Source organism: Bradyrhizobium sp. Pha-3, from assembly GCF_042258615.1.
Taxonomy (GTDB): Bacteria; Pseudomonadota; Alphaproteobacteria; order Rhizobiales; family Xanthobacteraceae; genus Bradyrhizobium.
This window is the reverse complement of the sequence record NZ_CP170152.1, coordinates 2,566,400-2,587,417: the sequence shown is the minus strand read 5'-3', so window position 1 is coordinate 2,587,417 and position 21,018 is coordinate 2,566,400. Positions and strand designations below refer to the sequence as shown.

At 65.7% G+C, this 21,018-nt stretch carries 19 protein-coding genes and 1 pseudogene; 9 read left to right on the top strand and 11 right to left on the bottom strand.

From position 1 onward, the window contains the following. Positions 1–144: 144 nt before the first annotated feature. The 6 genes from ACE10Z_RS12115 to ACE10Z_RS12090 form a co-directional block, all read right to left on the bottom strand. The gene (locus tag ACE10Z_RS12115) at positions 145–834 is read right to left on the bottom strand and encodes a response regulator (protein WP_375788121.1); all 690 of its coding nucleotides are present in this window, start codon (positions 832–834) and stop codon (positions 145–147) included. Continuing rightward, the gene (locus ACE10Z_RS12110) at positions 831–3,542 is read right to left on the bottom strand and encodes a DUF4118 domain-containing protein (protein ID WP_375788120.1); all 2,712 of its coding nucleotides are present in this window, start codon (positions 3,540–3,542) and stop codon (positions 831–833) included. Before ACE10Z_RS12110 ends, ACE10Z_RS12115 begins: the two co-directional genes overlap by 4 nt. Positions 3,543–3,581: 39 nt before the next feature. Further along, positions 3,582–4,187, bottom strand: a complete 606-nt coding sequence (locus ACE10Z_RS12105; RefSeq protein ID WP_375788119.1) for a K(+)-transporting ATPase subunit C — start codon at positions 4,185–4,187, stop codon at positions 3,582–3,584. A gap of 12 nt (positions 4,188–4,199) precedes the next feature. Continuing rightward, entirely contained in the window at positions 4,200–6,311 is a 2,112-nt protein-coding gene (gene kdpB, locus ACE10Z_RS12100; protein WP_375788118.1) for a potassium-transporting ATPase subunit KdpB, read from the bottom strand. Between the two features lie 24 nt (positions 6,312–6,335). Further along, entirely contained in the window at positions 6,336–8,039 is a 1,704-nt protein-coding gene (gene kdpA / locus ACE10Z_RS12095) for a potassium-transporting ATPase subunit KdpA (RefSeq protein WP_375788117.1), read from the bottom strand. Positions 8,040–8,158: 119 nt separating this feature from the next. Next, positions 8,159–8,248, bottom strand: a complete 90-nt coding sequence (locus ACE10Z_RS12090) for a K(+)-transporting ATPase subunit F (RefSeq protein ID WP_375788116.1) — start codon at positions 8,246–8,248, stop codon at positions 8,159–8,161. Between the two features lie 542 nt (positions 8,249–8,790). Between ACE10Z_RS12090 and ACE10Z_RS12085 the strand changes: the two are divergent. The 7 genes and pseudogenes from ACE10Z_RS12085 to ACE10Z_RS12055 all read left to right on the top strand — a co-directional run. After that, positions 8,791–9,906, top strand: a pseudogene (locus ACE10Z_RS12085) (integrase core domain-containing protein); the annotation flags it as partial. A gap of 305 nt (positions 9,907–10,211) precedes the next feature. After that, positions 10,212–10,676 carry a hypothetical protein gene (locus ACE10Z_RS12080; protein WP_375788115.1) on the top strand — a complete coding sequence of 155 codons (465 nt, stop codon included), beginning with the start codon at positions 10,212–10,214 and terminating at the stop codon, positions 10,674–10,676. Between the two features lie 13 nt (positions 10,677–10,689). Beyond that, positions 10,690–10,965 (top strand): hypothetical protein, encoded by a 276-nt coding sequence (locus ACE10Z_RS12075; RefSeq protein ID WP_375788114.1) that lies wholly within the window; start codon positions 10,690–10,692, stop codon positions 10,963–10,965. A 112-nt stretch (positions 10,966–11,077) separates the two neighbouring features. Continuing rightward, a complete protein-coding gene (locus ACE10Z_RS12070) occupies positions 11,078–11,332 on the top strand; it encodes a hypothetical protein (RefSeq protein WP_375788113.1) in 255 nt (84 codons plus the stop codon). A gap of 12 nt (positions 11,333–11,344) precedes the next feature. Then, positions 11,345–12,274, top strand: a complete 930-nt coding sequence (gene dapA, locus ACE10Z_RS12065) for a 4-hydroxy-tetrahydrodipicolinate synthase (RefSeq protein ID WP_375788112.1) — start codon at positions 11,345–11,347, stop codon at positions 12,272–12,274. 119 nt (positions 12,275–12,393) lie between these two features. Next, entirely contained in the window at positions 12,394–13,791 is a 1,398-nt protein-coding gene (locus ACE10Z_RS12060) for a nodulation protein NfeD (protein ID WP_375788111.1), read from the top strand. Then, positions 13,788–14,549: a slipin family protein gene (locus ACE10Z_RS12055; protein ID WP_375788110.1), complete on the top strand. Its 762-nt coding sequence runs from the start codon at positions 13,788–13,790 to the stop codon at positions 14,547–14,549. Before ACE10Z_RS12060 ends, ACE10Z_RS12055 begins: the two co-directional genes overlap by 4 nt. Before the next feature lie 217 nt (positions 14,550–14,766). On the opposite strand, the gene ACE10Z_RS12050 is transcribed toward ACE10Z_RS12055, so the two are convergent. Together ACE10Z_RS12050 and ACE10Z_RS12045 are read right to left on the bottom strand one after the other, a co-directional pair. Continuing rightward, positions 14,767–14,931: a hypothetical protein gene (locus ACE10Z_RS12050; RefSeq protein WP_375788109.1), complete on the bottom strand. Its 165-nt coding sequence runs from the start codon at positions 14,929–14,931 to the stop codon at positions 14,767–14,769. A 1-nt stretch (position 14,932) separates the two neighbouring features. After that, positions 14,933–15,208: a hypothetical protein gene (locus ACE10Z_RS12045; protein ID WP_375788108.1), complete on the bottom strand. Its 276-nt coding sequence runs from the start codon at positions 15,206–15,208 to the stop codon at positions 14,933–14,935. A 263-nt stretch (positions 15,209–15,471) separates the two neighbouring features. On the opposite strand from ACE10Z_RS12045, the gene ACE10Z_RS12040 reads away from it, so the two are divergent. After that, positions 15,472–15,879, top strand: coding sequence for an Hsp20/alpha crystallin family protein (locus ACE10Z_RS12040; RefSeq protein ID WP_375788107.1), 408 nt, complete (start codon positions 15,472–15,474; stop codon positions 15,877–15,879). 11 nt (positions 15,880–15,890) lie between these two features. Further along, complete coding sequence (lon, locus tag ACE10Z_RS12035; RefSeq protein WP_375788106.1) at positions 15,891–18,266, top strand: endopeptidase La; 2,376 nt, start codon at positions 15,891–15,893, stop codon at positions 18,264–18,266. A 90-nt stretch (positions 18,267–18,356) separates the two neighbouring features. On the opposite strand, the gene ACE10Z_RS12030 is transcribed toward lon, so the two are convergent. The 3 genes from ACE10Z_RS12030 to ACE10Z_RS12020 all read right to left on the bottom strand — a co-directional run bounded on the left by ACE10Z_RS12030 (position 18,357) and on the right by ACE10Z_RS12020 (position 20,973). Continuing rightward, entirely contained in the window at positions 18,357–18,635 is a 279-nt protein-coding gene (locus ACE10Z_RS12030; protein ID WP_375788105.1) for a hypothetical protein, read from the bottom strand. 89 nt (positions 18,636–18,724) lie between these two features. Then, positions 18,725–20,377 (bottom strand): OFA family MFS transporter, encoded by a 1,653-nt coding sequence (locus ACE10Z_RS12025; protein WP_375788104.1) that lies wholly within the window; start codon positions 20,375–20,377, stop codon positions 18,725–18,727. Positions 20,378–20,703: 326 nt separating this feature from the next. After that, positions 20,704–20,973 carry a sulfurtransferase TusA family protein gene (locus ACE10Z_RS12020; RefSeq protein ID WP_375788103.1) on the bottom strand — a complete coding sequence of 90 codons (270 nt, stop codon included), beginning with the start codon at positions 20,971–20,973 and terminating at the stop codon, positions 20,704–20,706. Positions 20,974–21,018: the final 45 nt, after the last annotated feature.

Sequence of the window (21,018 nt, the reverse complement as noted above, 5' to 3'; positions counted from 1 at the left end):
AGCCTTGATGTGAGTGAAAGTTCCGGGAGCCGTCATCGCCCGGCTTGACCGGGCGATCCAGTATTCCAGAGACGCCAGCGATTGAACCGATGGGCCGCGGCGTACTGGATGCCCCGCCTTCGCGGGGCATGACACCGGAGGGAGCTAATCCGCCGCGCGCAGCCGATAGCCGATGCCGGTCTCGGTCAGCACGAATTGCGGACGCTCGGGGTCGGCCTCGATCTTCTGGCGGAGCTGGCGCACATAGACGCGCAGATACTGCGCGTCGGTCAGTTCGTCCCACAATTCCTTCAAGAGGAAGCGGTGGGTCAGCACCTTGCCGGCATGCTGCACCAGCACGCGCAGCAGGTCGTACTCCTTCGGCGACAGCTTGATCTCCTTGTCGCCGACCTTGACGATCCGGCGCACCAGATCGACCGAGAGATCGCCGGAGCGGAACACCGGGCGCTCGCCCTGCACCTGCAACTGGTGGCGCAGCGCGGCCCGCAGCCGCGCCAGCAATTCGTCCATGCCGAACGGCTTGGTCAGATAATCGTCGGCGCCGAGATCGAGCGCCTGCACCTTGCCGGCCTCGTCACCGCGGCTCGACAGCACCACGATCGGCACACCCTCGTTGCGGCCGCGGATCATGCGCAAGAGGTCGTGGCCCTGGATGTCGGGCAATCCGAGATCGAGGATGATCAGCGACGGCCCCTCGCCCAGCATCTCCAGAGCCATCTTGCCGTTGGAGGCCTCGAGGATGTCGTAGCCCTGCGTGCTCAGCCCCATCCGCAGCAGCTTGCGGATCGGCGGCTCGTCGTCGATGACCAGGACCTTGATGGGCGTCGCGTTCATGCAGCAGTGTCCAGCGCGTTGGTGTCGGCCGGGATCGGCAGGCGGATGGTGATGACGGCGCCGCTGCGGTCGGAGCGGTTGGCCGCCGCGATCGTGCCGCGCATCGCCTCGACGAAGCCGCGCGAGATCGCAAGGCCGAGGCCGGTGCCGGGGCGGACATGGTCACCCTTCTCGGCGCGATAGAACTTGTCGAACACGCTCTCGAGCTCGGCGGCCGGAATGCCGTTGCCTTCATCGAGGATCTGCAACGCGATGGTGTCGCGGTCGCGCGCGCCGCGGATCGAGATCGTGGTGTCCGAGGGGGCATATTTGGCGGCGTTGTCGAGCAGGTTGAACAGCACCTGCTCGAACAGCACGGCGTCGAGCTCCAGCATCGGCAGGTCCGCCGCGAGCTCCAGCGACACCCGGTGATGCACCAGGATCTTGGCGGCGCGGCGTAGCGCGCTGCCGACGATCTCGCCGACATCGTGCCGCGCGGTATTAGGCACGATCGCACCGGATTCCAGCTTGGTCATGTCGAGCAGATTGGCGATGAAGCGATTCAGCCGCTCGGACTCGTCGATCACGGTCGCGAGCAGATCATGCTTCTGGGATTCGCTCAGGCTGGCACCGAGATCGCGCAGCGCCGAAGCCGAGCCGAGCACCGAGGCAAGCGGCGTCTTGAGGTCGTGCGAGATCGAGGTCAACAGCGCGCCACGCAGCCGATCGGATTCCACCGTGCGCTTGACACGATCCATGTCCTCGACCAGCAGCACGCGCTCGATCGCGAGCGCGCCCTGGTCGACCAGCGCATCGAGCAGCCGGCGCTGGTCCGGCGTCAGTAGCGGGCCGGTGCGGTCGTCGTCGATGCCGATCACGCCGATCGGGCCGCGGCCGGTGCGCATCGGCAGGAACAACCGCTTGCCGCCCGGCAGCGTATCGGAGCCGCGGCCGGCCGGGCGATCATTGCCCCATGCCCAGTTGGCGGCGGCGAGATCGGCCTGATCGAGCTGGTCCTCCGGCGGATAGCCGCTCTTGACCGTCAGCATGCCGTCCTCCGGCAGCAGCAGCACCACGCGCACCTTCAGCATCAGGGCGATCTGGTAGGCGGTCGCCCACAGCACGTCGTCGAGCGTGGCGGTGCCGGCGAGCTTGCGGCTGAACGCATAGAGCGACTCGGTGGTGCGGACGCGGCCGATCGCGGTATCGGCCTGGACGCGCACCCGCGCCGCGACGTTGGAGACCAGCAGCGCGATCAGCATGAAGAAGAAGAACGCCGCGACATTGGTCGGGTCGGTGATGGTGAAAGTGTAGACCGGCGGCAGGAAGAAGAAATTGTAGCACAGCGAGGCCGCGACGCTGGCCAGCAGCGACGGCCACAGGCCGTAGCGCGCCGCCGCACCGACCACCGCGGTGATGAAGACCAGGTCGACATTCTCGATGCCGAAGAACGGCTGGATCAGCTTGGCCGCGCCGAGCCCGATGGCCGTCAGCAGCAGCGCCATCAGATAGGGCCGCGGATTGAACGGCTCCTGCCGTTGCGCGGTCTGCACCGCCGCCTTGCCGACCGGCAGCTCGTCGCCGGCGATCACGTTGACGCTGATATTGCCGGCCCGGCGCACCAGATCGTGCACCACCGAGCCATGCGTCAGCTCGAACCAGCGCGAACGCGTCGACTTGCCGATGATGATCTGGGTGACGTTGTTGGCCTGGGCGAAATTGATGACGTCGTCGGCGATGCGGCGGCCGACGCCGGGAAGCGTCAGCGCCTCGCCGCCGAGCGATTCCGCAAGCCGCATGGTGTCGGAAAGCCGGTCGCGCTGCTCGTCACTCAATTGCAGGCTGCGCCGCGTCTCGATGCTGACCGCGGTCCATTGCGCATGCAGCCGGTCGGCCAGGCGCTTGGTGTAGCGCACGAGGCCGGCCGCGCGCGGGTCCTCGCTCAGGCAGACCAGGATGCGCTCGCCTGCGGCCCAGGGCCCCTGGATCGCATTGGCCTGCATGTGGGTGAGCAATTGCTCGTCGACCCGCTCGGCAGTACGCCGCAGCGCCAGCTCGCGCAGCGCGGTGAGATTGCCGGGCGAGAAATAGTGCTCCAGCGCGCGTTCGGCCTGCTTCGGCACATAGACCTTGCCCTCCTTCAGCCGCTGGATCAGGTCGTCGGGCGTGAGGTCGATCAGTTCGATGGCATCGGCGCGATCGACCACCGAGTCGGGGACGGTCTCGCGCACCCGCACATGGGTGATCTGCGCGACGACGTCGTTGAGGCTCTCGATATGCTGGATGTTGATCGCGGTGTAGACGTCGATGCCGTGCGACAGCAGCTCCTCGACGTCGAGATAGCGCTTGGGATGCCGGCTGCCCGGCGCGTTGGTATGGGCGAGCTCGTCGACCAGCGCGAGCTGCGGCCGCCGCGCGATCAGGGCGTCGAGGTCCATCTCCTCGAGCGTCTGGTCGCGATAGGCCAGCCGCTTCCGCGGTATCACCTCGAGCCCCCTGAGCAGCGCCTCGGTCTCCACCCGTCCGTGGGTTTCGACGACACCGACCACGACGTCGACGCCCGCCTTGAGGCGGGCGTGGGCGCTCTGCAACATCTCGTAGGTCTTGCCGACGCCGGGGGCGGCGCCGATGAAGATCTTCAGCCGCCCCGATCGATCGGTCTCCCGGCGCGCCGCCTCCAGCAGCGCATCCGGCGAGGGTCGTTTATTGGGATCACGCTGATTGGCCATACCGCAATATAGTCATCCTGCGAGAGCGGGCCTACTCCCCTATTTCGCCTTTGCCGCATCGAGCGCCAGGTTGAGCGCAAGAACGTTAACGCGGGGCTCACCGATCACGCCGGCGAAGCGGCCTTGGGTGTTCTGCGTCACCAGCTCGCGCACCGCGTCCTCGGACATGCTGCGCGCCTTGGCGACCCGCGGCACCTGGAACAGCGCGGCGTCCGGCGAGATGTCGGGATCAAGCCCGCTGGCCGAGGTGGTGACGAGATCGACCGGCACGCTGGCGGACGCGTTCTCCGCCTTCAGCTTCTCGACATCCTCCTTGACCCGGTCGTTCAGCGCCTTGCTGGTCGGGCCGAGGTTGGAGCCGCCGGAATTGGCCGCGTTGTAGGGCGCCGGCACGGTCTTGGAGGAATCGTTCGGATCCGGCGCGAGCGTCGCCGACGGCCGGCCGTGGAAGTATTTATCCTCCTTGAACTCCTGCCCGATCAGGGCGGAGCCGATCACCTTGCCATCCTTCTCGATCAGGCTGCCTTGCGCCTGCTTCGGAAAGATGACGCCGGCGATCGCCGTCATGGCGAGCGGATAGGCAAGACCCGTGATCGCGGTCAGCAGGACCAGCACGAGGATGGCGGGACGGATTTCTCTCAACATGATTGCGGCTCCTTAAGCCAGGCCCAGGGCGGCGACGATGAGGTCGATCGCCTTGATGCCGATGAACGGGATGATGATGCCACCCAAGCCATAGATCATCAGGTTGCGGCTGAGCAGCGCGCCGGCGCCGACCGCGCGATACTTGACGCCCTTCAGCGCCAAGGGAATCAGCGCGATGATGATCAGCGCGTTGAAGATGATCGCCGACAGGATCGCGCTCTGCGGGCTCGCCAGGTGCATGATATTCAGCACCTGAAGCTGCGGATAGAATGCGAGGAACATCGCCGGGATGATCGCAAAGTACTTTGCGACGTCGTTGGCGATCGAGAACGTGGTCAGCGCGCCGCGGGTCATCAGGAGCTGCTTGCCGATCTCGACCACCTCGATCAGCTTGGTCGGGTTGGAGTCGAGGTCGACCATGTTGCCGGCCTCGCGGGCGGCCTGCGTGCCGGTGTTCATGGCGACGCCGACGTCGGCCTGCGCAAGCGCCGGCGCGTCGTTGGTGCCGTCGCCGCACATCGCGACCAGCTTGCCCTTGGACTGCTCGTCGCGGATCAGCTTGAGCTTGTCCTCGGGGGTTGCCTGCGCCAGGAAGTCGTCGACACCGGCTTCGGCTGCGATCGCTGCCGCGGTCATCGGGTTGTCGCCGGTGATCATCACGGTGCGGATGCCCATGCGGCGCAATTCGGCAAAACGCTCGCGGATGCCGCCCTTGACGATGTCCTTCAGGTGCACGACGCCGAGCAGCTTGCCGTCCTTGGCGACCGCCAGCGGCGTGCCGCCGGCCTTGGCGATCTCGTCGGCAATCGACTGGACCTCGCGGGCTTCCGCACTCATCGTCGCTGCGACCGCACGGACGGTATTGCCCGATGCGACGGTGCGGGGCGAGCCGCCGTCGACATAGGCGAGAATGGCGTCTACCGCACCCTTGCGGACCGACGAGGTGCCGGCATCGATGCCGCTCATGCGGGTCTGCGCGGTGAACGGCACGAAGGTCGCCGCAAGATCGTGCATGTCGCGGCCGCGGATGCCGTACTTCTCCTTGGCAAGCACCACGATCGAGCGGCCCTCCGGCGTTTCGTCGGCCAGCGAGGCGAGCTGCGCCGCATCGGCGAGGTCCTGCTCGGAGACGCCGCGGATCGGACGGAACGCGGTCGCCTGGCGGTTGCCGAGCGTGATGGTGCCGGTCTTGTCCAGCAGCAGCGTGTCGACGTCGCCGGCGGCTTCCACCGCGCGGCCGGACATCGCCAGCACGTTGAAGCGCACCAGGCGGTCCATGCCGGCGATGCCGATCGCCGACAACAGCGCACCGATCGTGGTCGGGATCAGCGTGACGAACAGCGCCACCAACACCACGACCGAGATCGAACCACCGGCATAGGCGGCATAGCTCGGGATCGTCACCGTTGCGAACACGAAGATGATGGTGAGGCCCGCCAGCAGGATGTTGAGCGCGATCTCATTCGGCGTCTTCTGCCGCTCGGCGCCCTCCACCAGCCTGATCATGCGGTCGATGAAGGTCGAGCCCTGCGCCGCGGTGATGCGGACACGGATCCAGTCCGACAGCACCTGGGTGCCGCCGGTGACCGCCGAACGGTCGCCGCCGGACTCGCGAATCACCGGCGCGGATTCGCCGGTGATGGCGGCCTCGTTGACCGATGCCACGCCCTCGATCACCTCGCCGTCGGACGGGATATTATCGCCGGCCTCGACCAGCACGATGTCGCCGACCTTCAGCGAGGTGCCGGGCACCATGCGATAGGTCCGGTCGGTGCCGGTGAGCAGCTTGGCCTGGCTCTCGGTGCGGGTCTTCTTCAGCGATTCCGCCTGCGCCTTGCCGCGGCCCTCGGCGACCGCCTCGGCGAAGTTGGCGAACAGCACCGTGAACCAGAGCCAGAGGATGATCTGGAAGGTGAAGCCGAGGTTGGCGCCGCCGGTGACGAGGTCGCGTACGAAGATGATTGTGGTCAATGCGGCCACCACCTCCACCACGAACATCACGGGGTTCTTCATCATCAGCCGGGGATCGAGCTTGACGAAGGCCGACCAGATCGCCGGCACCAGGATTTTCGGGTCGAGCATGGTCGACGCCGTCACCTGCTTCTGCAGTTTCATGGTTTCCATGGATGTCACTCCGAACGTATTCGATCAGAACAGGGTGTTGGCGTTCATGGCGAGGTGCTCGACGATCGGCCCGAGCGCAAGCGCCGGGAAGAAGGTCAGGCCGCCGATGATCAGGATCACGCCGATGACGAGGCCGACGAACAGGCCGCCGGTGGTCGGGAAGGTGCCCGCCGAGGCCGGGATCGACTTCTTTTCGACCAGCGAACCCGCGATCGCCATCGCCGGCACGATCATGAAGAAGCGGCCGACGAACATCGCGGACGCGAGCGTCAGATTGTAGAACAGGGTGTTGCCGGACAGGCCCGCGAAGGCCGAGCCGTTATTGCCGGTCGAGGACGTGTAGGCATAAAGCACCTCGGTGAAGCCGTGCGGGCCGGCATTGGCCATCGAGGCCACCGCCGACGGCAGCACCACGCCGACCGCGGTCCAGCCGAGATACATCAGCGGCAGCACCAGGATCGCGAGCATCGCCATCTTGACCTCGCGCGCCTCGATCTTCTTGCCGACATACTCCGGGGTGCGGCCAACCATCAGGCCGGCGACGAAGATCGCCAGCACGACGAACAGCAGCATGCCGTAGAAGCCGGCTCCGACGCCGCCGACGATGATTTCGCCGAGCTGCATGTTGATCAGCGGGATCATGCCGCCGAGCGCCGTGAAGCTGTCATGCATGGCGTTGACCGCACCGCAGGACGCAGCGGTGGTGACGACGGCGAACAGCGAGGACGCGACGATGCCGAAGCGGACCTCCTTGCCCTCCATATTGCCGCCGGTGAGACCAAGCGCCTGCAGCGCCGAGGTGCCGTTGGCTTCCGCCCAGTAGGTGACGGTGACGCCGGCGATGAACAGGATGCCCATCACGGCCAGGATCGCCCAGCCCTGTCGCTCATTGCCGACCATGCGGCCGAACACGTTGGTCAGCGCGGCGCCGAGCGCAAAGATCGAGATCATCTGCACGAGGTTCGACAGCGCGGTCGGGTTCTCGAACGGATGCGCGGCGTTGGCGTTGAAGAAGCCGCCGCCATTGGTGCCGAGCATCTTGATCGCAACCTGCGAAGCCACCGGCCCCAGTGCGATGGTCTGCTTGCCGCCCTCCAGCGTGGTGGCGTCGACATAGGCGCCGAGCGTCTGCGGCATGCCCTGCGAGACCAGGAACAGCGCATAGACGATGCAGATCGGCAGCAGGACGTACAGCGTGCAGCGCGTGACATCGACCCAGAAATTGCCGACCGTGCGCATCGACGAACGGGTGAAGCCGCGGATCAGCGCCATCGCCAGCGCGATGCCGGTCGCCGCCGACAGGAAGTTCTGGTGGGTCAGGCCCAGCATCTGGACCAGATAGGACAGCGTGCTCTCGCCGCCGTAGTTCTGCCAGTTGGTGTTGGTGATGAAGGAGATCGCGGTGTTGAAGGAGAGATCTTCTGATACCGCGGTCTGGCCGGCCGGGTTGAACGGCAGCACCGCCTGCAGTCGCATCAGGCCGTAAATGAGGGCGAAGCCGCCGACATGGAACAGCAGCATGGCGACCGTATAGGTCAGCCAGTGCTGCTCGCGCCGCTCGTCGACGCCGCCGACCCAGTAGATGCCGCGCTCCACCGGGCGCAGCACGGGCGAGAGGAAGGTGCGCTCGCCGTTGAACACGCGGGTCATGTACCAGCCGAGCGGTTTGACCAGCGCGACCACGATCGCGCAGAACAGAATAATTTGAATCCAACCGATGACGGTCATTGCGTCATACCTTTCGAATGGGTGCGAAGCGCAGCAGCGACGCGAACACGCCGAGCAACAGCCCGGTCAGCACCGCGTCGGCCAACAGAATTGTGCAAAGCGCTGACATCGCGAACCGCCTAGAAGCGTTCGGGCCGCAGCAATGCGTAGGTGAGGTAGAACAGCAGGCCGAGCGAGACGAGGCCGGCGAGCGAGTAATCGAAGTTCATCGCCGCCTCCCCTATAGCCGTTCGCAGGCGTAGGCGTAGCCGATGCCGGCCGCGAAGAAGCCGATCGCGAGCGCCGCCATGAGAATGTCCATCATGAGAGACTCCTATGCGTCCGAGGGGCGCGGGACGACCGTATAAGCGCTCCGCGCCGGATGACCGTGAGGTGCCATCCGCGGCATAGGTTTTCGAGAGGTGGCGCATAAGGACGTTATAGGAATCCTATAAGTGCGACGGAGGCTCTCCGCTGTCGTCCTGCACCACATCGACCCAAAGATGGTACTGATTCACCCTCCCCTGGAGGGTGAGGGTCGGTTCGCGTGGAGCGAAGCGGAATGCGAGACGGTTGGGGTGATCTCCCAGCACGGACGCTGTCAGACGCGGAGGGACCGTCACCCCACCCCGCTTCGCATCGCTGACGCGATGTGAAGCGACCCTCCCCCTCCAGGGGAGGGTGAAGGGCGGTCCTAACCGGCTACATAGGTAACAGAATAGACCGGCGACATGGGTAACAGGTCAACTGATCGGCAAGGAGGAGCTTGCCGATGGGGTGGATGGAGACCTGTGCTGTGGATGAGCGGATGCGGTTTGTGGTTGCGGCGCAAAAGCACGAGGAGTCATTTGCGGCGGTGTGTCGGCGGTTCGGAGTGAGCCGTCGGGTGGGCTACAAATGGCTTGCACGGTTCGAGGAAGAAGGCGCGGCCGGACTGTTCGATCGTCCGCGAGCTCCTCTGCATCGTCCGCAAAGCGTTGCGGAGGAGATCGCCGAGCGCTGCCTTGAGGTGCGTCGGGCGCATCCGACCTGGGGGCCGATCAAGGTGCTGGCCTTTCTTGAACGGAAGTCACCTCGGACGGCATGGCCTGCGGCAAGCACGATCGGCGAGCTGTTCGATCGTGAGGGCCTGACGGTGAAGCGCAAGCTGCGCCGGCGTAGCCCGCCCTCGAGCGCGCCCTTTGCCGGTTGCGATGCAGCCAACGATACCTGGTGCATCGACTTCAAGGGCTGGTTCCTGACCGGGGACGGCATGCGCTGCGAGCCGCTGACGATCACCGATGCCTACAGCCGCTACCTGCTGCGCTGCCAGGTTCTGGCGCGCACCGACACGGATCATGTCTGGCCGGTGCTGGACGCGGCGTTCCGCGAGTTTGGGTTGCCGCATTACATGCGCTCGGACAACGGCTCGCCGTTTGCCTCGCGCGGCGCCGGAGGATTGTCGCGGCTGTCGGTCAAGCTGATCAAAGCCGGCGTGACGCCAGAGCGCATTGCACCGGGCAAACCTCAGCAGAACGGCCGCCATGAACGCATGCATCTGACCCTGCTGCAAGACGTTGCCAGTCCGCCGGCTCCCACCATGCGCGAGCAGCTCAAGCGCTTGCACAGCTTCCAGCATCTCTACAACCAAGAACGTCCGCACCAATCGCTCGACAACGCCACGCCAGCCGACCGTTACCAAGCCTCCTCGCGCCGCTTCCACGGTGTCTTGCGCGAGCCGGAATACGCTGACGATCAGGAGGTCCGCTCGGTCCGGCAGAACGGAGAGATCAAGTGGCTGGGCAACACGATCTACATCAGCGAAGCGCTGATCGGTGAGCCCGTCGGCCTGGCCGAGGACCAAGACGGCTGGACCGTCAGCTATGGCCCGATCGTGCTCGGCACGATCGCTCGCCGCGGTGACCAACTCCGCAGGCCGAGACGCAAAGCAAGAGGCTGTGGACTTGAGGACAACGCTGCGCGTTGCCCTCAGGGTCCACAGCCTCAACAACAACAGACCTGAACGAAACGAGAATTGTGTTACCCATGTCGTCGGTCTGAACTGTTACCCATGTTGCCGGTTGCTCAGGGCCCGTTCCATCTTTATGGAATCCCTATATCTCCGCCCTCTGCCTCATCTCGTTTTCAAATGGCCATCGGGCCATTTTGGGCCTGCGGCCAATACCTTGGGCCGTGCTTCGACGAGAAGACGCCATGTCCGTGCTATCCCAACCCACCTCCACCGACCTCGGCGAACGGCTGCGCGACGCCTATACAGTGACTGCCGAGTTCATGGCCGACATCGTAAGCCAGGCCTGCCGCCGCTTTCCCTCGGTCGGACAGAGCGGCAAGAGCGCCCGTGTCGAGCGACTGATCCAGTCCGGCGCATGGACTGATGCCGCGATCGCGCTGCTCGACCTCGAGCTGCCGCAATGGCAGATCCGCCGCCTGGTCTATGACGAGGGCGAGTGGCACTGCGCATTGTCGCGCGAACGCGAGCTGCCCGACTGGCTCGACCAGTCGATCGAGACCCGCCATGTGGATCTCGCGCTCGCGATCCTCAGCGGCTTCGTCGAGGCGCAGCGGATCTCGGCGCCCGAGAACCGCACCAGCGTGCCCACTGTCCGTCGCAACGCCAGCTCGCTTTACGAGCCGCTGTTCGTCGACAATATCGGTTGATGGCGGCGCCGTCGTGAACGCCAAACAACTGCCGCAGCAGCTGCAGTCGGTCCAGGTGATGGTCCGGTTCGGTTTCCGGCTTGCCATCATGATCGGCTTTGCCGTGTTCGCCGGCGCAGGCTTCGGCAGGGGCCTCGTCACGCTGCTGTGGATGTCGGCGCTGATCTGCGCACTCGCCGGGCTGTTCAAGCGCGAGATGCCGTTCGCCGCAAATCTCAATCACTGGGACGAGATGACCGCCTATGTCGCGCTGTGCGCGCTCGGCACCGGCATCGTCCAACACATCTAAGCCCCCCTCAAATCCTATGCCGCTCCTATGAAGTCGGCCGTCCTCCGCGCTCGATTTCATATCCGGCAAGACAGACATTGAACGCGTGACTTCCACCTGAAGGACTACAATCGTGAAATTCGTCGAACCTCCCTCGTGTAGCGCAGCGTCCACCATTGTCTTCATCGGCCGCAACCACCGCGGCCAGTGGGTCGCCCAGCAGCAGAACGGCCTCTATGGCGGCCTGTTCGTCAACCGCGCCCAGGCCGTCAAATACGCGCTGTTCGAGAACGGCCAGCACCCCGAAATGATCGTCGAGCTGTCGCGCGAGCTCGAACTCGATATGCGCGGCGAAACCGCGCCCCTCCCCGCAAGCCGCGTGGCCTGAGCCACTCACCCCATGACTGCGAAAGTCACTTCGAAAGCGGGTTCGACGGCGTGGCTGTCCGGCTTCATCCCCGATCTTCCGACCCCCTTCAACCACCTGGACGAGATCGACACTGATGCGTTCGGCCGGCTGTGCGAGCGCCAGATCGCGGCCGGCGCCTCGGCGCTGGTGGTCGGCGAGACTGCGGGTGAAAACTCGACGCTGGAGCCCGCGGAGCGCGCGCAGCTGGTCCGCATCGCGGCCAGTGTCGCGCGCAAGCGGGTCCGCATCATCGCCGGCGCCGGGTCGAACGCGACGGATCGCGCCGTCACGTTCACGCGCGCGGCGGAAGCGGCCGGCGCCGACGCCATCATGTCGGTCGTGCCCTATTACAACAAGCCGATGCCACGGGGCATGGCGGCGCATTTCCGCGCCGTCGCCGCCGCCACGACACTGCCCGTGATCCTGCACGACATCCCGTCGCGGACGGTGAAGGGGCTGCCGGACGAGATACTACTGGAGCTGGCGCACACCCCACGCTTCATCGGACTGCGCGACGGCAGCAGCGATGTCGCGCGCCTCAGGCGCCTGCGCCCACGCCTGCCGGCAACATTCCGGATGCTGACCGGCGACGACACCGTGTCGCTCGCCTATATGGCCGCCGGCGGTGACGGCTGCATCTCATCGGTCTCGAACCTCGCGCCCGATCTGTGCGTGGCCGTAGCCCGGCATCTGCGCGAGGGCCGGCTGTATCAGGCGCGCGAGTTGCATCAGCGCCTGGTCCCGCTCGCGACGCTGCTGGAGCGCGAGCATCCCGCGGCCCTGAAATTCGCGCTGGCGCTGCTGGGGTTCATGCAGCCGGCGACGCGACTGCCGATCGTTCAGCTCGACCGATCAGCAAAGGCCGAGGTCGCGCAGGCGATGACCGACATCGCCGACGAATATCTGGCCGTCGCGCACTGAGCGTGCCGCAACGCAGGCCATCGCAACGCACAATGGAATCAGCCCACCGCGTCCGTGACACCGCGCCATATTGAGGTTCCCGAGCGGCATCCCATATCCACGGCAAGGGAGTGCTTGCCGTGCAGACCTTCAAGGCGGCTCTCGTTGTGGCGACCACCCTGGTCGCCTTGGTTGTTTCCATTGGTCCCGGCGCGGCCGCGGACAACAACCGTCTTGCCCTGACTATTTCAATCGACGGAGCGATCGGGCCGGCATCGGCCAGCTACGTCAAGGACGGCCTGGCCAAGGCGGCCGAGCGACACGCCGAGATCGTCATTCTGCGCCTGAATACGCCGGGCGGCCTCAACACCAGCATGCGCGAGATCATCACCGACGTGCTGGCCTCGCCCGTTCCCGTCGTCGGCTACGTCGCGCCCTCCGGCGCCCATGCCGCGAGCGCCGGGACCTACATTCTTTATGCGACCCATCTCGCGGCCATGGCGCCCGGCACCAATATCGGCGCCGCGACGCCGGTGCAGATCGGCGGCCCGATGCCGGGTCTGCCGGGCAGCACCCCGGACAAGGACGGCAAGGACCAGAAGGACGGCGGCAACCCGTCGACGACCAAAGATACCATGACGGCGAAGGTGACGAACGATGCCGTCGCCTTCATCCGCAGCCTCGCCGAACTGCGCGGCCGCGATGCCGACTGGGCCGAGAAGGCGGTCCGCGACGCCGCCACGCTCTCCGCCAACGCCGCGTTGCAGGCCCATGTCATCGAGTTCACCGCGCATGATCCGGCCGACCTGCTCAGGCAGATCGACGGCCGGACGGTGGAGCTTGCCGGCGGCAAGACGCAACGGCTGGCGACGAAGGACGCCGTGATCGAAGCCATCGATCCCACCTGGCTCTCGCGCGTGCTTGCTGTCATCACCGATCCCAACATCGCATTCGTTCTCCTGATGGTCGGCATCTACGGCCTGATCTTCGAATTCATGTCCCCCGGCGCCGTGGCACCCGGAGTCGTCGGCACGATCTGCCTGCTGCTCGGGCTCTACGCGCTCAACATGCTGCCGATCAACTACGCCGGCTTCGCCTTGATGCTGGTCGGGATGGCGCTGCTCGCGATCGAAGCCTTCAACCCGACCATCGTGATCGGCCTCGGAGGCATCGTCGCCCTTGTGCTGGGAGCCGCCTTGTTGTTCCGGATCGAGGCGCCCGGATACCACCTGTCATGGTCGGTCATCGGCATCGTCGCTGCGATGTTCGCAGGTCTCATTCTCGTCGTGCTCGGGGCGCTGCGCCGCGCGCGCAACGGTCCGCTCCGGACAGGTGCGCAGGCCATGCGCGGGCTACCGGCCGAGGTGCTCGATTGGTCCGAGACATCAGGTCACGTCTTCACCAACGGCGAACGCTGGCAGGCGCGCGGCACCGAGGCGTTCAAGGCGGGAGAGACTGTCGAGGTGGCCAACATCGTCAATTTGACGCTGGTGGTCCAGCGTGCGCCGGCTTCTGCCGGCGATGGAGGTACAGCATGATGCTTGATTATTTCACCTATGCGGCGGTCGTCCTGCTTGTCATCATATTCCTGACCCAGGCCGTGCGCGTGCTGCGCGAATACGAGCGCGGCGTCATCTTCACGCTCGGCCGCTTTACCGGGGTGAAGGGCCCCGGGCTCATCATCCTGATTCCAGTGGTGCAGCAGCTCGTGAAGGTCGACCTCAGGGTGATGGTTCAGGTGGTGCCGCCGCAGGACGTGATTTCCCGCGACAACGTCTCGGTCAAGGTCAACGCCGTGCTCTACTTCCGCATCGTCGATCCCGAGCGCGCCATCATCAAGGTCGGCGACTACATGGCGGCGACCAGCCAGCTTGCCCAGACCACGCTGCGCTCGGTGCTCGGCAAGCACGAGCTCGACGAGATGCTGGCGGAACGCGACAAGTTGAACGCCGATATCCAAGAGACCCTCGACAAGCAGACCGACGTCTGGGGCATCAAGGTCACCGCGGTCGAGATCAAGGACATCGATATCAACGAGACGATGGTGCGGGCGATCGCCAAGCAGGCCGAGGCGGAACGGTTGCGGCGCGCCAAGGTGATCAACGCGATGGGCGAGCAGCAGGCCGCCGAGAAGCTCGTCGAGGCCGGCCGGATCCTCGCCCAGGAGCCGCAGGCGATGCAGCTCCGCTATTTCGCGGCGCTGCATGACATTGCCGGCGAACGCTCCTCGACCGTGGTCTTCCCGCTGCCGATGAATCTGCTCGATCACCTGACGCGGCGGGGTGGAACGACGTAATCCGGTTTGCTAGCGTGAGAGTAGGTTGAGCCCGAACGGCGAAGACTCACCTCTCCCTTTGGGAGAGGTCGATTTGCGCAGCAAATCGGGTGAGGGGTTACGGTCTATCGAGAGAGCAAGAGCCCTCACCCGGATTGCTTCGCAATCCGACCTCTCCCCGGCGGGGAGAGGTGAAACGAAACTGCAGCGAGCCGATTCAACCAAAGCTCATCCCGCTTTAATGCCGGTGATGCTTGGCCCGCCACGCCGGTCCCGGGCCGCGCATGTAATGCGCCTCGGGCCGGTAGCCGCTGATCGGCTCCTCGCCGATCCAGGCGAGGAATTTGAGCAGTCCCTCTGCCACGCGGCGCAGCAGGGCCGCGATGAATGAAGCTGCGCGCATCTCAGTAATCCCACTTCTCGCCGAGCACGACCGGCGGGCGGGGATATTTCTCGGCATCGCCGCCGAGCATGCCGACATGGAGATGGCTGCGCGCCCAGTCCTCATGGCCGCGATGCAGCAACAGCTCGTTGCGCAGCCGGTGGATCTTGGCGGCGGCAATGGCGCGGTGAACGGTCCTGAAGGCGAGGCCGATCCGCCGGATCGTCCGCCGCAGCACGAGGGGCGTGGCACCGGCCGAACCGTGCGGCCGGGCATCGTGGTAATGGAGCAAGGTCATGTCCCACCTTCCTGTTGGCGGCGCGCGCGAGCGCACCGCGTCACGCCAGAACATGCTGGGACGGCCGTAGGAATTCGAGAGGACCCGCAGCCCTGTCACATAGCCGCGGCATAAGCGGCCCGGCTGTGGCCGGCGCTTCGCGACGATGTGCAAATCGCGAACATTTGGGACAATTTTTCCCTCGAACGATCCCGCCCGAACCCGGTTTACCGTCGGCGGCAAGACCGGTAACGTCGCCTCCCAATGCGACGTGGAGAGTGCCCATGCGGCCCAAGGATCAGATCAACTGGATGCTGACGGATGCGATCGAGGCGCTCGCCCGCGCCGAACGGTTGCACCAGAGCTTCCTCAATTTGCACCCGAGCGCGGGCGGCAGCGAGCCGAGCTGGGAACCGCCGATGGACGTGATCGAGACCGAGCAGGAAATCCTGATCCTGGTCGCGCTGCCCGGGGTCGACCCCGATGAGGTCGAGGCCGCGCTCGACGGCGGCACACTGGTGATCTCCGGCCGCCGTATCCTGCCCGCCGAGCTGCGCAACGCCCGCATCCTACGCCTCGAGCTGCCGCAGGGCCGCTTCGAGCGCCGCATCACGCTGCCGACCGGCCGCTACACCATCAGCCGCTTTGCCGCGCATGGCTGCGTCGGCCTGCGGCTCGGAAAATCGAGCTGAGGGATTTCGACATGGCTGCTTCAGACGTTTCAAGCCCGGTCAATCCGGCGCCGATCCCGAGCGACGCAACGATCATCGTCCCGGTGCGCAACACCGTGCTGTTCCCGGACGTCATCATCCCGATCACGATCGCGCGCGCGACCTCGATTGCCGCGGCCCAGCAGGCGGTGCGCGAGCAGCGGCCGATCGGTATCCTGCTGCAGCGTAATCCCGAGGCCAACGATCCCGGCCCCGACGGGCTCTATCGCGTCGGCACCGTCGCCAACATCGTGCGCTACATCACCGGCGCCGACGACAGCCATCACCTGGTCTGCCAGGGCGTGCAGCGCATGCGCGTGCTCGACTATCTGCCCGGCACGCCGTTCCTCGCCGCCCGCGTGCTGCAGATCCCGGAGCCGACCACGACCTCGCCGGAGATCGAGGCGCGCTTCCTCAATCTGCAGCGCCAGGCGCTGGAGGCCGCGCAATTGCTGCCGCAGACGCCGCCCGAGCTGATCGCCGCGCTGCAGGGCACGACGTCGCCGGCGACGCTCGCGGACCTTGCGACCTCCTACATGGACATCAAGCCGGCGGAGAAGCAGGACATCCTCGAGACCGTCGATCTCGTGGCGCGGATGGACAAGGTCTCGCGGCATCTCGCCGAGCGCATCGAGGTGCTCAGGCTCAGCCAGGAGATCGGGCAAAAGACCAAGGCCGTATTCGACGAGCGGCAGCGCGAGGCGATCCTGCGCGAGCAGATGGCGACGATCCAGCGCCAGCTCGGCGAAGGCGACGGCAAGGCCGCCGAGGTTGCCGAGCTGACCAAGGCGATTGCAGACGCCAAGATGCCGCCGGAGGCCGAGAGCCAGGCGCAGAAGGAATTGCGCCGCTACGAGCGGATGCCGGAGGCGGCGGCCGAATCCGGCATGGTGCGCAGCTATCTCGACTGGCTGATCGACCTGCCCTGGAGCATTCCCGAGGAGAAGCCGATCGACATCGCCGAGGCGCGCAAGATCCTCGACCAGGACCATTATGGCCTCGAGAAGATCAAGAGCCGCATCATCGAATATCTCGCGGTGCGCAAGCTCGCGCCCGGTGGCAAGGCGCCGATCCTCTGCTTCCTCGGGCCGCCCGGCGTCGGCAAGACCTCGCTCGGGCAATCGATCGCACGCGCGATGTCGCGGCCGTTCGTTCGCGTCTCGCTCGGCGGCGTGCATGACGAGGCCGAGATCCGCGGCCATCGCCGCACCTATATCGGCGCGCTGCCCGGCAACATCATCCAGGCCATCAAGAAGGCCGGCGCGCGCAATTGCGTGATGATGCTGGACGAGATCGACAAGATGGGCCGCGGCATCCAGGGCGATCCGTCGGCGGCGATGCTCGAAGTGCTCGACCCCGAGCAGAACAGCACCTTCCGCGACAACTACCTCGGCGTGCCGTTCGACCTCTCGCGCGTCGTCTTCATCGCCACCGCCAACATGCTCGACGGCGTTCCCGGGCCGCTGCTCGACCGCATGGAGCTGATCAGCCTCGCCGGCTACACCGAGGACGAAAAGCTCGAGATCGCCAAGCGCTATCTGGTGCGCCGCCAGCTCGAGGCCAACGGGATCAAGGCCGAGCAGGTCGAGATCGAACCGGACGCGCTGCGGCTGATCATCAAGAGCTACACCCGCGAGGCCGGCGTCCGCAGTCTGGAGCGCGAGATCGGCAAGGTGCTGCGCAACGTCGCGGTGCAGATCGCCGACGGCAGCACGAGCCACGTCACGATCGCGCCGAAGGACATCGTCTCTCTGCTCGGCCAGCCGAGGTTCGAGAACGAGATCGCGATGCGCACCAGCATCCCCGGCGTTGCCACCGGGCTTGCATGGACGCCGGTCGGCGGCGACATCCTGTTCATCGAGGCCTCGCGCACGCCGGGCCGCGGCGCGCTGATGATCACCGGCCAGCTCGGCGACGTGATGCGCGAGAGCGTGCAGGCCGCGCTGACGCTGGTGAAGAGCCGCGCGTCCCAGCTCGGCATCGACCCCGCCGTGTTCGAGAAGAGCGACATCCACGTCCACGTTCCCGCCGGCGCCACGCCGAAGGACGGCCCGAGCGCGGGCGTCGCGATGTTCACCGCCCTCACCTCGCTCCTGACCGATCGCACCGTGCGCAGCGACACCGCGATGACCGGCGAGATCTCGCTGCGCGGCCTCGTGCTGCCGGTCGGCGGCATCAAGGAGAAGGTGGTCGCCGCCGCGGCCGCAGGCCTGACGCGGGTGATGCTGCCGGCGCGCAACAAGCGCGACTACGACGACATCCCCGCCGGCGCCCGCGCCAAGCTCGAGTTCATCTGGCTGGAGCGCGTCGACGAGGCGATTGCGGCAGCGCTGGAGCCCGCCAAGGCGACCCCCGCCGCCGCGGAGTGACCGCTTCTCAACAGCAAAAGGGGCGTGCAGCGACCGCTGTCACGCCCCTTGAAACCAGCGCATTCCGGAGCGGCCGATTCTCAGCTCTTCTCAGCTCTTGGCCATGCAGTCCGAGATATAGAACCAGCGGTCGTCGCCGATCAGTCCCTTCTGCTTCACCTCTTTGCGGCAGGCCTTGAGCTTGGGCTTGTTGGCGCGCCACTGCGCCTTCATGGCCTTCAGCTTCTCCATCGTCAGCTTGATCTTCGACGGCTTGGCCGTGGTGGTGGCGGCCGGTGCTGGTGCTGCCGGTGCCGCGGTCTGGGCTGACGCGGCATGCAGTCCCAGGACGAGCAGCGCGGCGGCAAGGCAAATCCGGGTGCGAAACATTGAAATCCCCCAATCCGATTTCTGTTCGTGAAATAGAGCGAATGCCGCGGGCGCCGGGAATCGACGGCCCGCGGGGATGATGGTCGCGCTCAGAGGATTTTGACCGCGCTGAGCAGCGTCATGTAGATGCCCCAGGCCAGCGGAATGCCGACGAACAGCCAGAACAGCGCTGCTCTGCCGTCCAGACCGCCCTTGCCGATGCCGAACGATCCGGTTGCGCCGTTGCCGCCGGTCGCCGTCGCTGCCTGCAGCTTCGCCACCTCGGCCTCGCTCATGTGCCACTTCGGGTCGACCGGCTTGATCATGTAATTGCAGATGAAGCCGGCGATCAGCATGGCGCACAGGATGTACATCGTGGTGTTGTAGAGCTGGTCGCGCGGCACGCCGGCGGCGAGCTGGAATTCGCGGATGTAGTTCACCACGACGGGGCCGATGATGCCCGCGGTCGACCAGGCCGTCAGCAGACGGCCATGGATCGCGCCGACGAACTGGGTGCCGAACATGTCGGCGAGATAGGCCGGCACGGTGGCGAAGCCACCGCCATACATCGACAGGATGATGCCGAAGCCAAGCACGAACAACAGCTTCGACCCCATCGCGGCAAAGGTCGGCGCCAGCGCGTAGAGCAAGATGCCGAGCACGAAGAACGTGTAGTAGGTGTTCTTGCGGCCGATCTTGTCCGACAGCGACGCCCAGAAGAAACGGCCGCCGATGTTGAACAGCGACAGCAAGCCGGCGAAGCCGGCGGCGATCGCCGCGATCTGCGCCTTCTGCGACGCGTCGAGCGCGTTGAAGCCGACATTGGGCAGCCCGATCAGCTTGCCGGCGAAGATCTCCTGCAGCATCGGTGAGGCCATGCCGATCACGCCGATGCCGGCCGACACGTTCAGGCACAGCACCCCCCAGATCAGCCAGAACTGTGGCGTCTTGTGCGCGTTATCGAGATGGACGTTCTTGCTCGAGATCATCGCGTTGGCTTTCGCCGGCGGTGTCCAGCCGTCCGGTTGCCAGCCGGTCGGCGGGAGGCGATAGCGGAACGCCCCGATCATCATGAACACGAAATAGATCGCGCCCATGGCGAGGAAAGTCTCCCAAACGCCGACCGAGGTCGGGGTCTTGAAATAATTCATCAGCTTGTCGGCGAGCGGCGCGCCGATCATCGCGCCGCCGCCGAAGCCCATGATCGCCATGCCGGTTGCCATGCCGCGCCGGTCAGGGAACCATTTCACCAGCGTCGACACCGGTGAGATGTAGCCGAGGCCGAGGCCGACACCGCCGATTACGCCGGAGCCGAGCCACATCAGCCAGAGCTGGTGCGTGTATACGCCCAGCGCGCCGATCACGAGACCGCCGGCCCAGCACAGCGCTGCGACGAAGCCGGCCTTGCGCGGACCGACCTTCTCGAGCCAGCCGCCCCAGATCGCGGCGGAGACGCCGAGCAGTACGAAGAACAGCGTATACATCCAGCCGAGACTCGCGACCTTCCAGTCGCAGGTCGTCGTGAACAATTCCTGCACCAGCGAGATATCGGGGCACGCCTTCGGCGCGGTCAGCCCGATCGCGCGCGACAGCGGCAGCCAAAACACCGAGAAGCCATAGGCCATGCCGATGCACAGATGGATGCACAGCGCCGCCGGCGGCACCAGCCAGCGGTTGAAGCCGGCGGTCGCGATCGTGTGTTCCTTGTCGAGGAAACCTGCGCCTGCCGCGGATACGCGTGCCGCGCTGCTCACTGTGGTCATTGACTTCTCCCCTGCAGCCGCCGTTACGTCAGGCGCGTCTGCGTCTTCGATCCCATCTCAGCCCTTTGCGGCCACCGTCCGGCGGCCGCGCCGCACATTTCCTCGATGCGCCGGGACCAACCACGCGCATTCCGCAAAATGCTAACCCCCAATACGACCGGATATGCCCAGCTGTGCAGCCGGTGATCTGGACGCAGGGCCGACCATCGTGCGTCGATGGGCCCAAATTCGGGCACACCTCCATCTCCGCAACCCCGCAGAGATTATCAATTCGCGCAGAATGGAAAATAGGTGTCGATTGGCAAAAGGTAGATATCAAGCCGGATCTAGCGCGTACGCGGCGCTGCAGCATTTGAGTTATCTATCGTTCCATTCGCCTTTTCGATCAGGAAAACGATCCGAACGCCGCTTCGTTCGGTGATCTCGACCCTGTCGCCGGTCTCCTGGATGAGCGCCGGGATATCGATCACCGAAAGCGGGTCGGTGCAGTGCACTTCGAGGAAATCTCCCGCCGTCACGCTCTTCAGCGCCTTGCGCGTCTTCAGCGCGGGGAGCGGGCATTTCAGGCCGGTGAGATCGAGCTTCGTCGTTGTCATGGTTCGACCATGGCGAAGCCGTCATGCATCGTCAACGGCGGCACC

Excerpts from the sequence above, each read along its gene's own strand:
- ACE10Z_RS12115 (WP_375788121.1), bottom strand. The coding sequence starts at position 834 with ATGAACGCGACGCCCATCAAGGTCCTGGTCATCGACGACGAGCCGCCG.
- ACE10Z_RS12040 (WP_375788107.1), top strand. The coding sequence starts at position 15,472 with ATGCGGCCCAAGGATCAGATCAACTGGATGCTGACGGATGCGATCGAG.
- ACE10Z_RS12025 (WP_375788104.1), bottom strand. The coding sequence starts at position 20,377 with ATGACCACAGTGAGCAGCGCGGCACGCGTATCCGCGGCAGGCGCAGGT.
- dapA (WP_375788112.1), top strand. The coding sequence starts at position 11,345 with ATGACTGCGAAAGTCACTTCGAAAGCGGGTTCGACGGCGTGGCTGTCC.
- kdpB (WP_375788118.1), bottom strand. The coding sequence starts at position 6,311 with ATGGAAACCATGAAACTGCAGAAGCAGGTGACGGCGTCGACCATGCTC.
- ACE10Z_RS12050 (WP_375788109.1), bottom strand. The coding sequence starts at position 14,931 with ATGCGCGCAGCTTCATTCATCGCGGCCCTGCTGCGCCGCGTGGCAGAG.
- lon (WP_375788106.1), top strand. The coding sequence starts at position 15,891 with ATGGCTGCTTCAGACGTTTCAAGCCCGGTCAATCCGGCGCCGATCCCG.
- ACE10Z_RS12090 (WP_375788116.1), bottom strand. The coding sequence starts at position 8,248 with ATGAACTTCGATTACTCGCTCGCCGGCCTCGTCTCGCTCGGCCTGCTG.
- ACE10Z_RS12020 (WP_375788103.1), bottom strand. The coding sequence starts at position 20,973 with ATGACAACGACGAAGCTCGATCTCACCGGCCTGAAATGCCCGCTCCCC.
- ACE10Z_RS12080 (WP_375788115.1), top strand. The coding sequence starts at position 10,212 with ATGTCCGTGCTATCCCAACCCACCTCCACCGACCTCGGCGAACGGCTG.
- ACE10Z_RS12045 (WP_375788108.1), bottom strand. The coding sequence starts at position 15,208 with ATGACCTTGCTCCATTACCACGATGCCCGGCCGCACGGTTCGGCCGGT.
- ACE10Z_RS12105 (WP_375788119.1), bottom strand. The coding sequence starts at position 4,187 with ATGTTGAGAGAAATCCGTCCCGCCATCCTCGTGCTGGTCCTGCTGACC.
- kdpA (WP_375788117.1), bottom strand. The coding sequence starts at position 8,039 with ATGACCGTCATCGGTTGGATTCAAATTATTCTGTTCTGCGCGATCGTG.
- ACE10Z_RS12110 (WP_375788120.1), bottom strand. The coding sequence starts at position 3,542 with ATGGCCAATCAGCGTGATCCCAATAAACGACCCTCGCCGGATGCGCTG.
- ACE10Z_RS12030 (WP_375788105.1), bottom strand. The coding sequence starts at position 18,635 with ATGTTTCGCACCCGGATTTGCCTTGCCGCCGCGCTGCTCGTCCTGGGA.
- ACE10Z_RS12055 (WP_375788110.1), top strand. The coding sequence starts at position 13,788 with ATGATGCTTGATTATTTCACCTATGCGGCGGTCGTCCTGCTTGTCATC.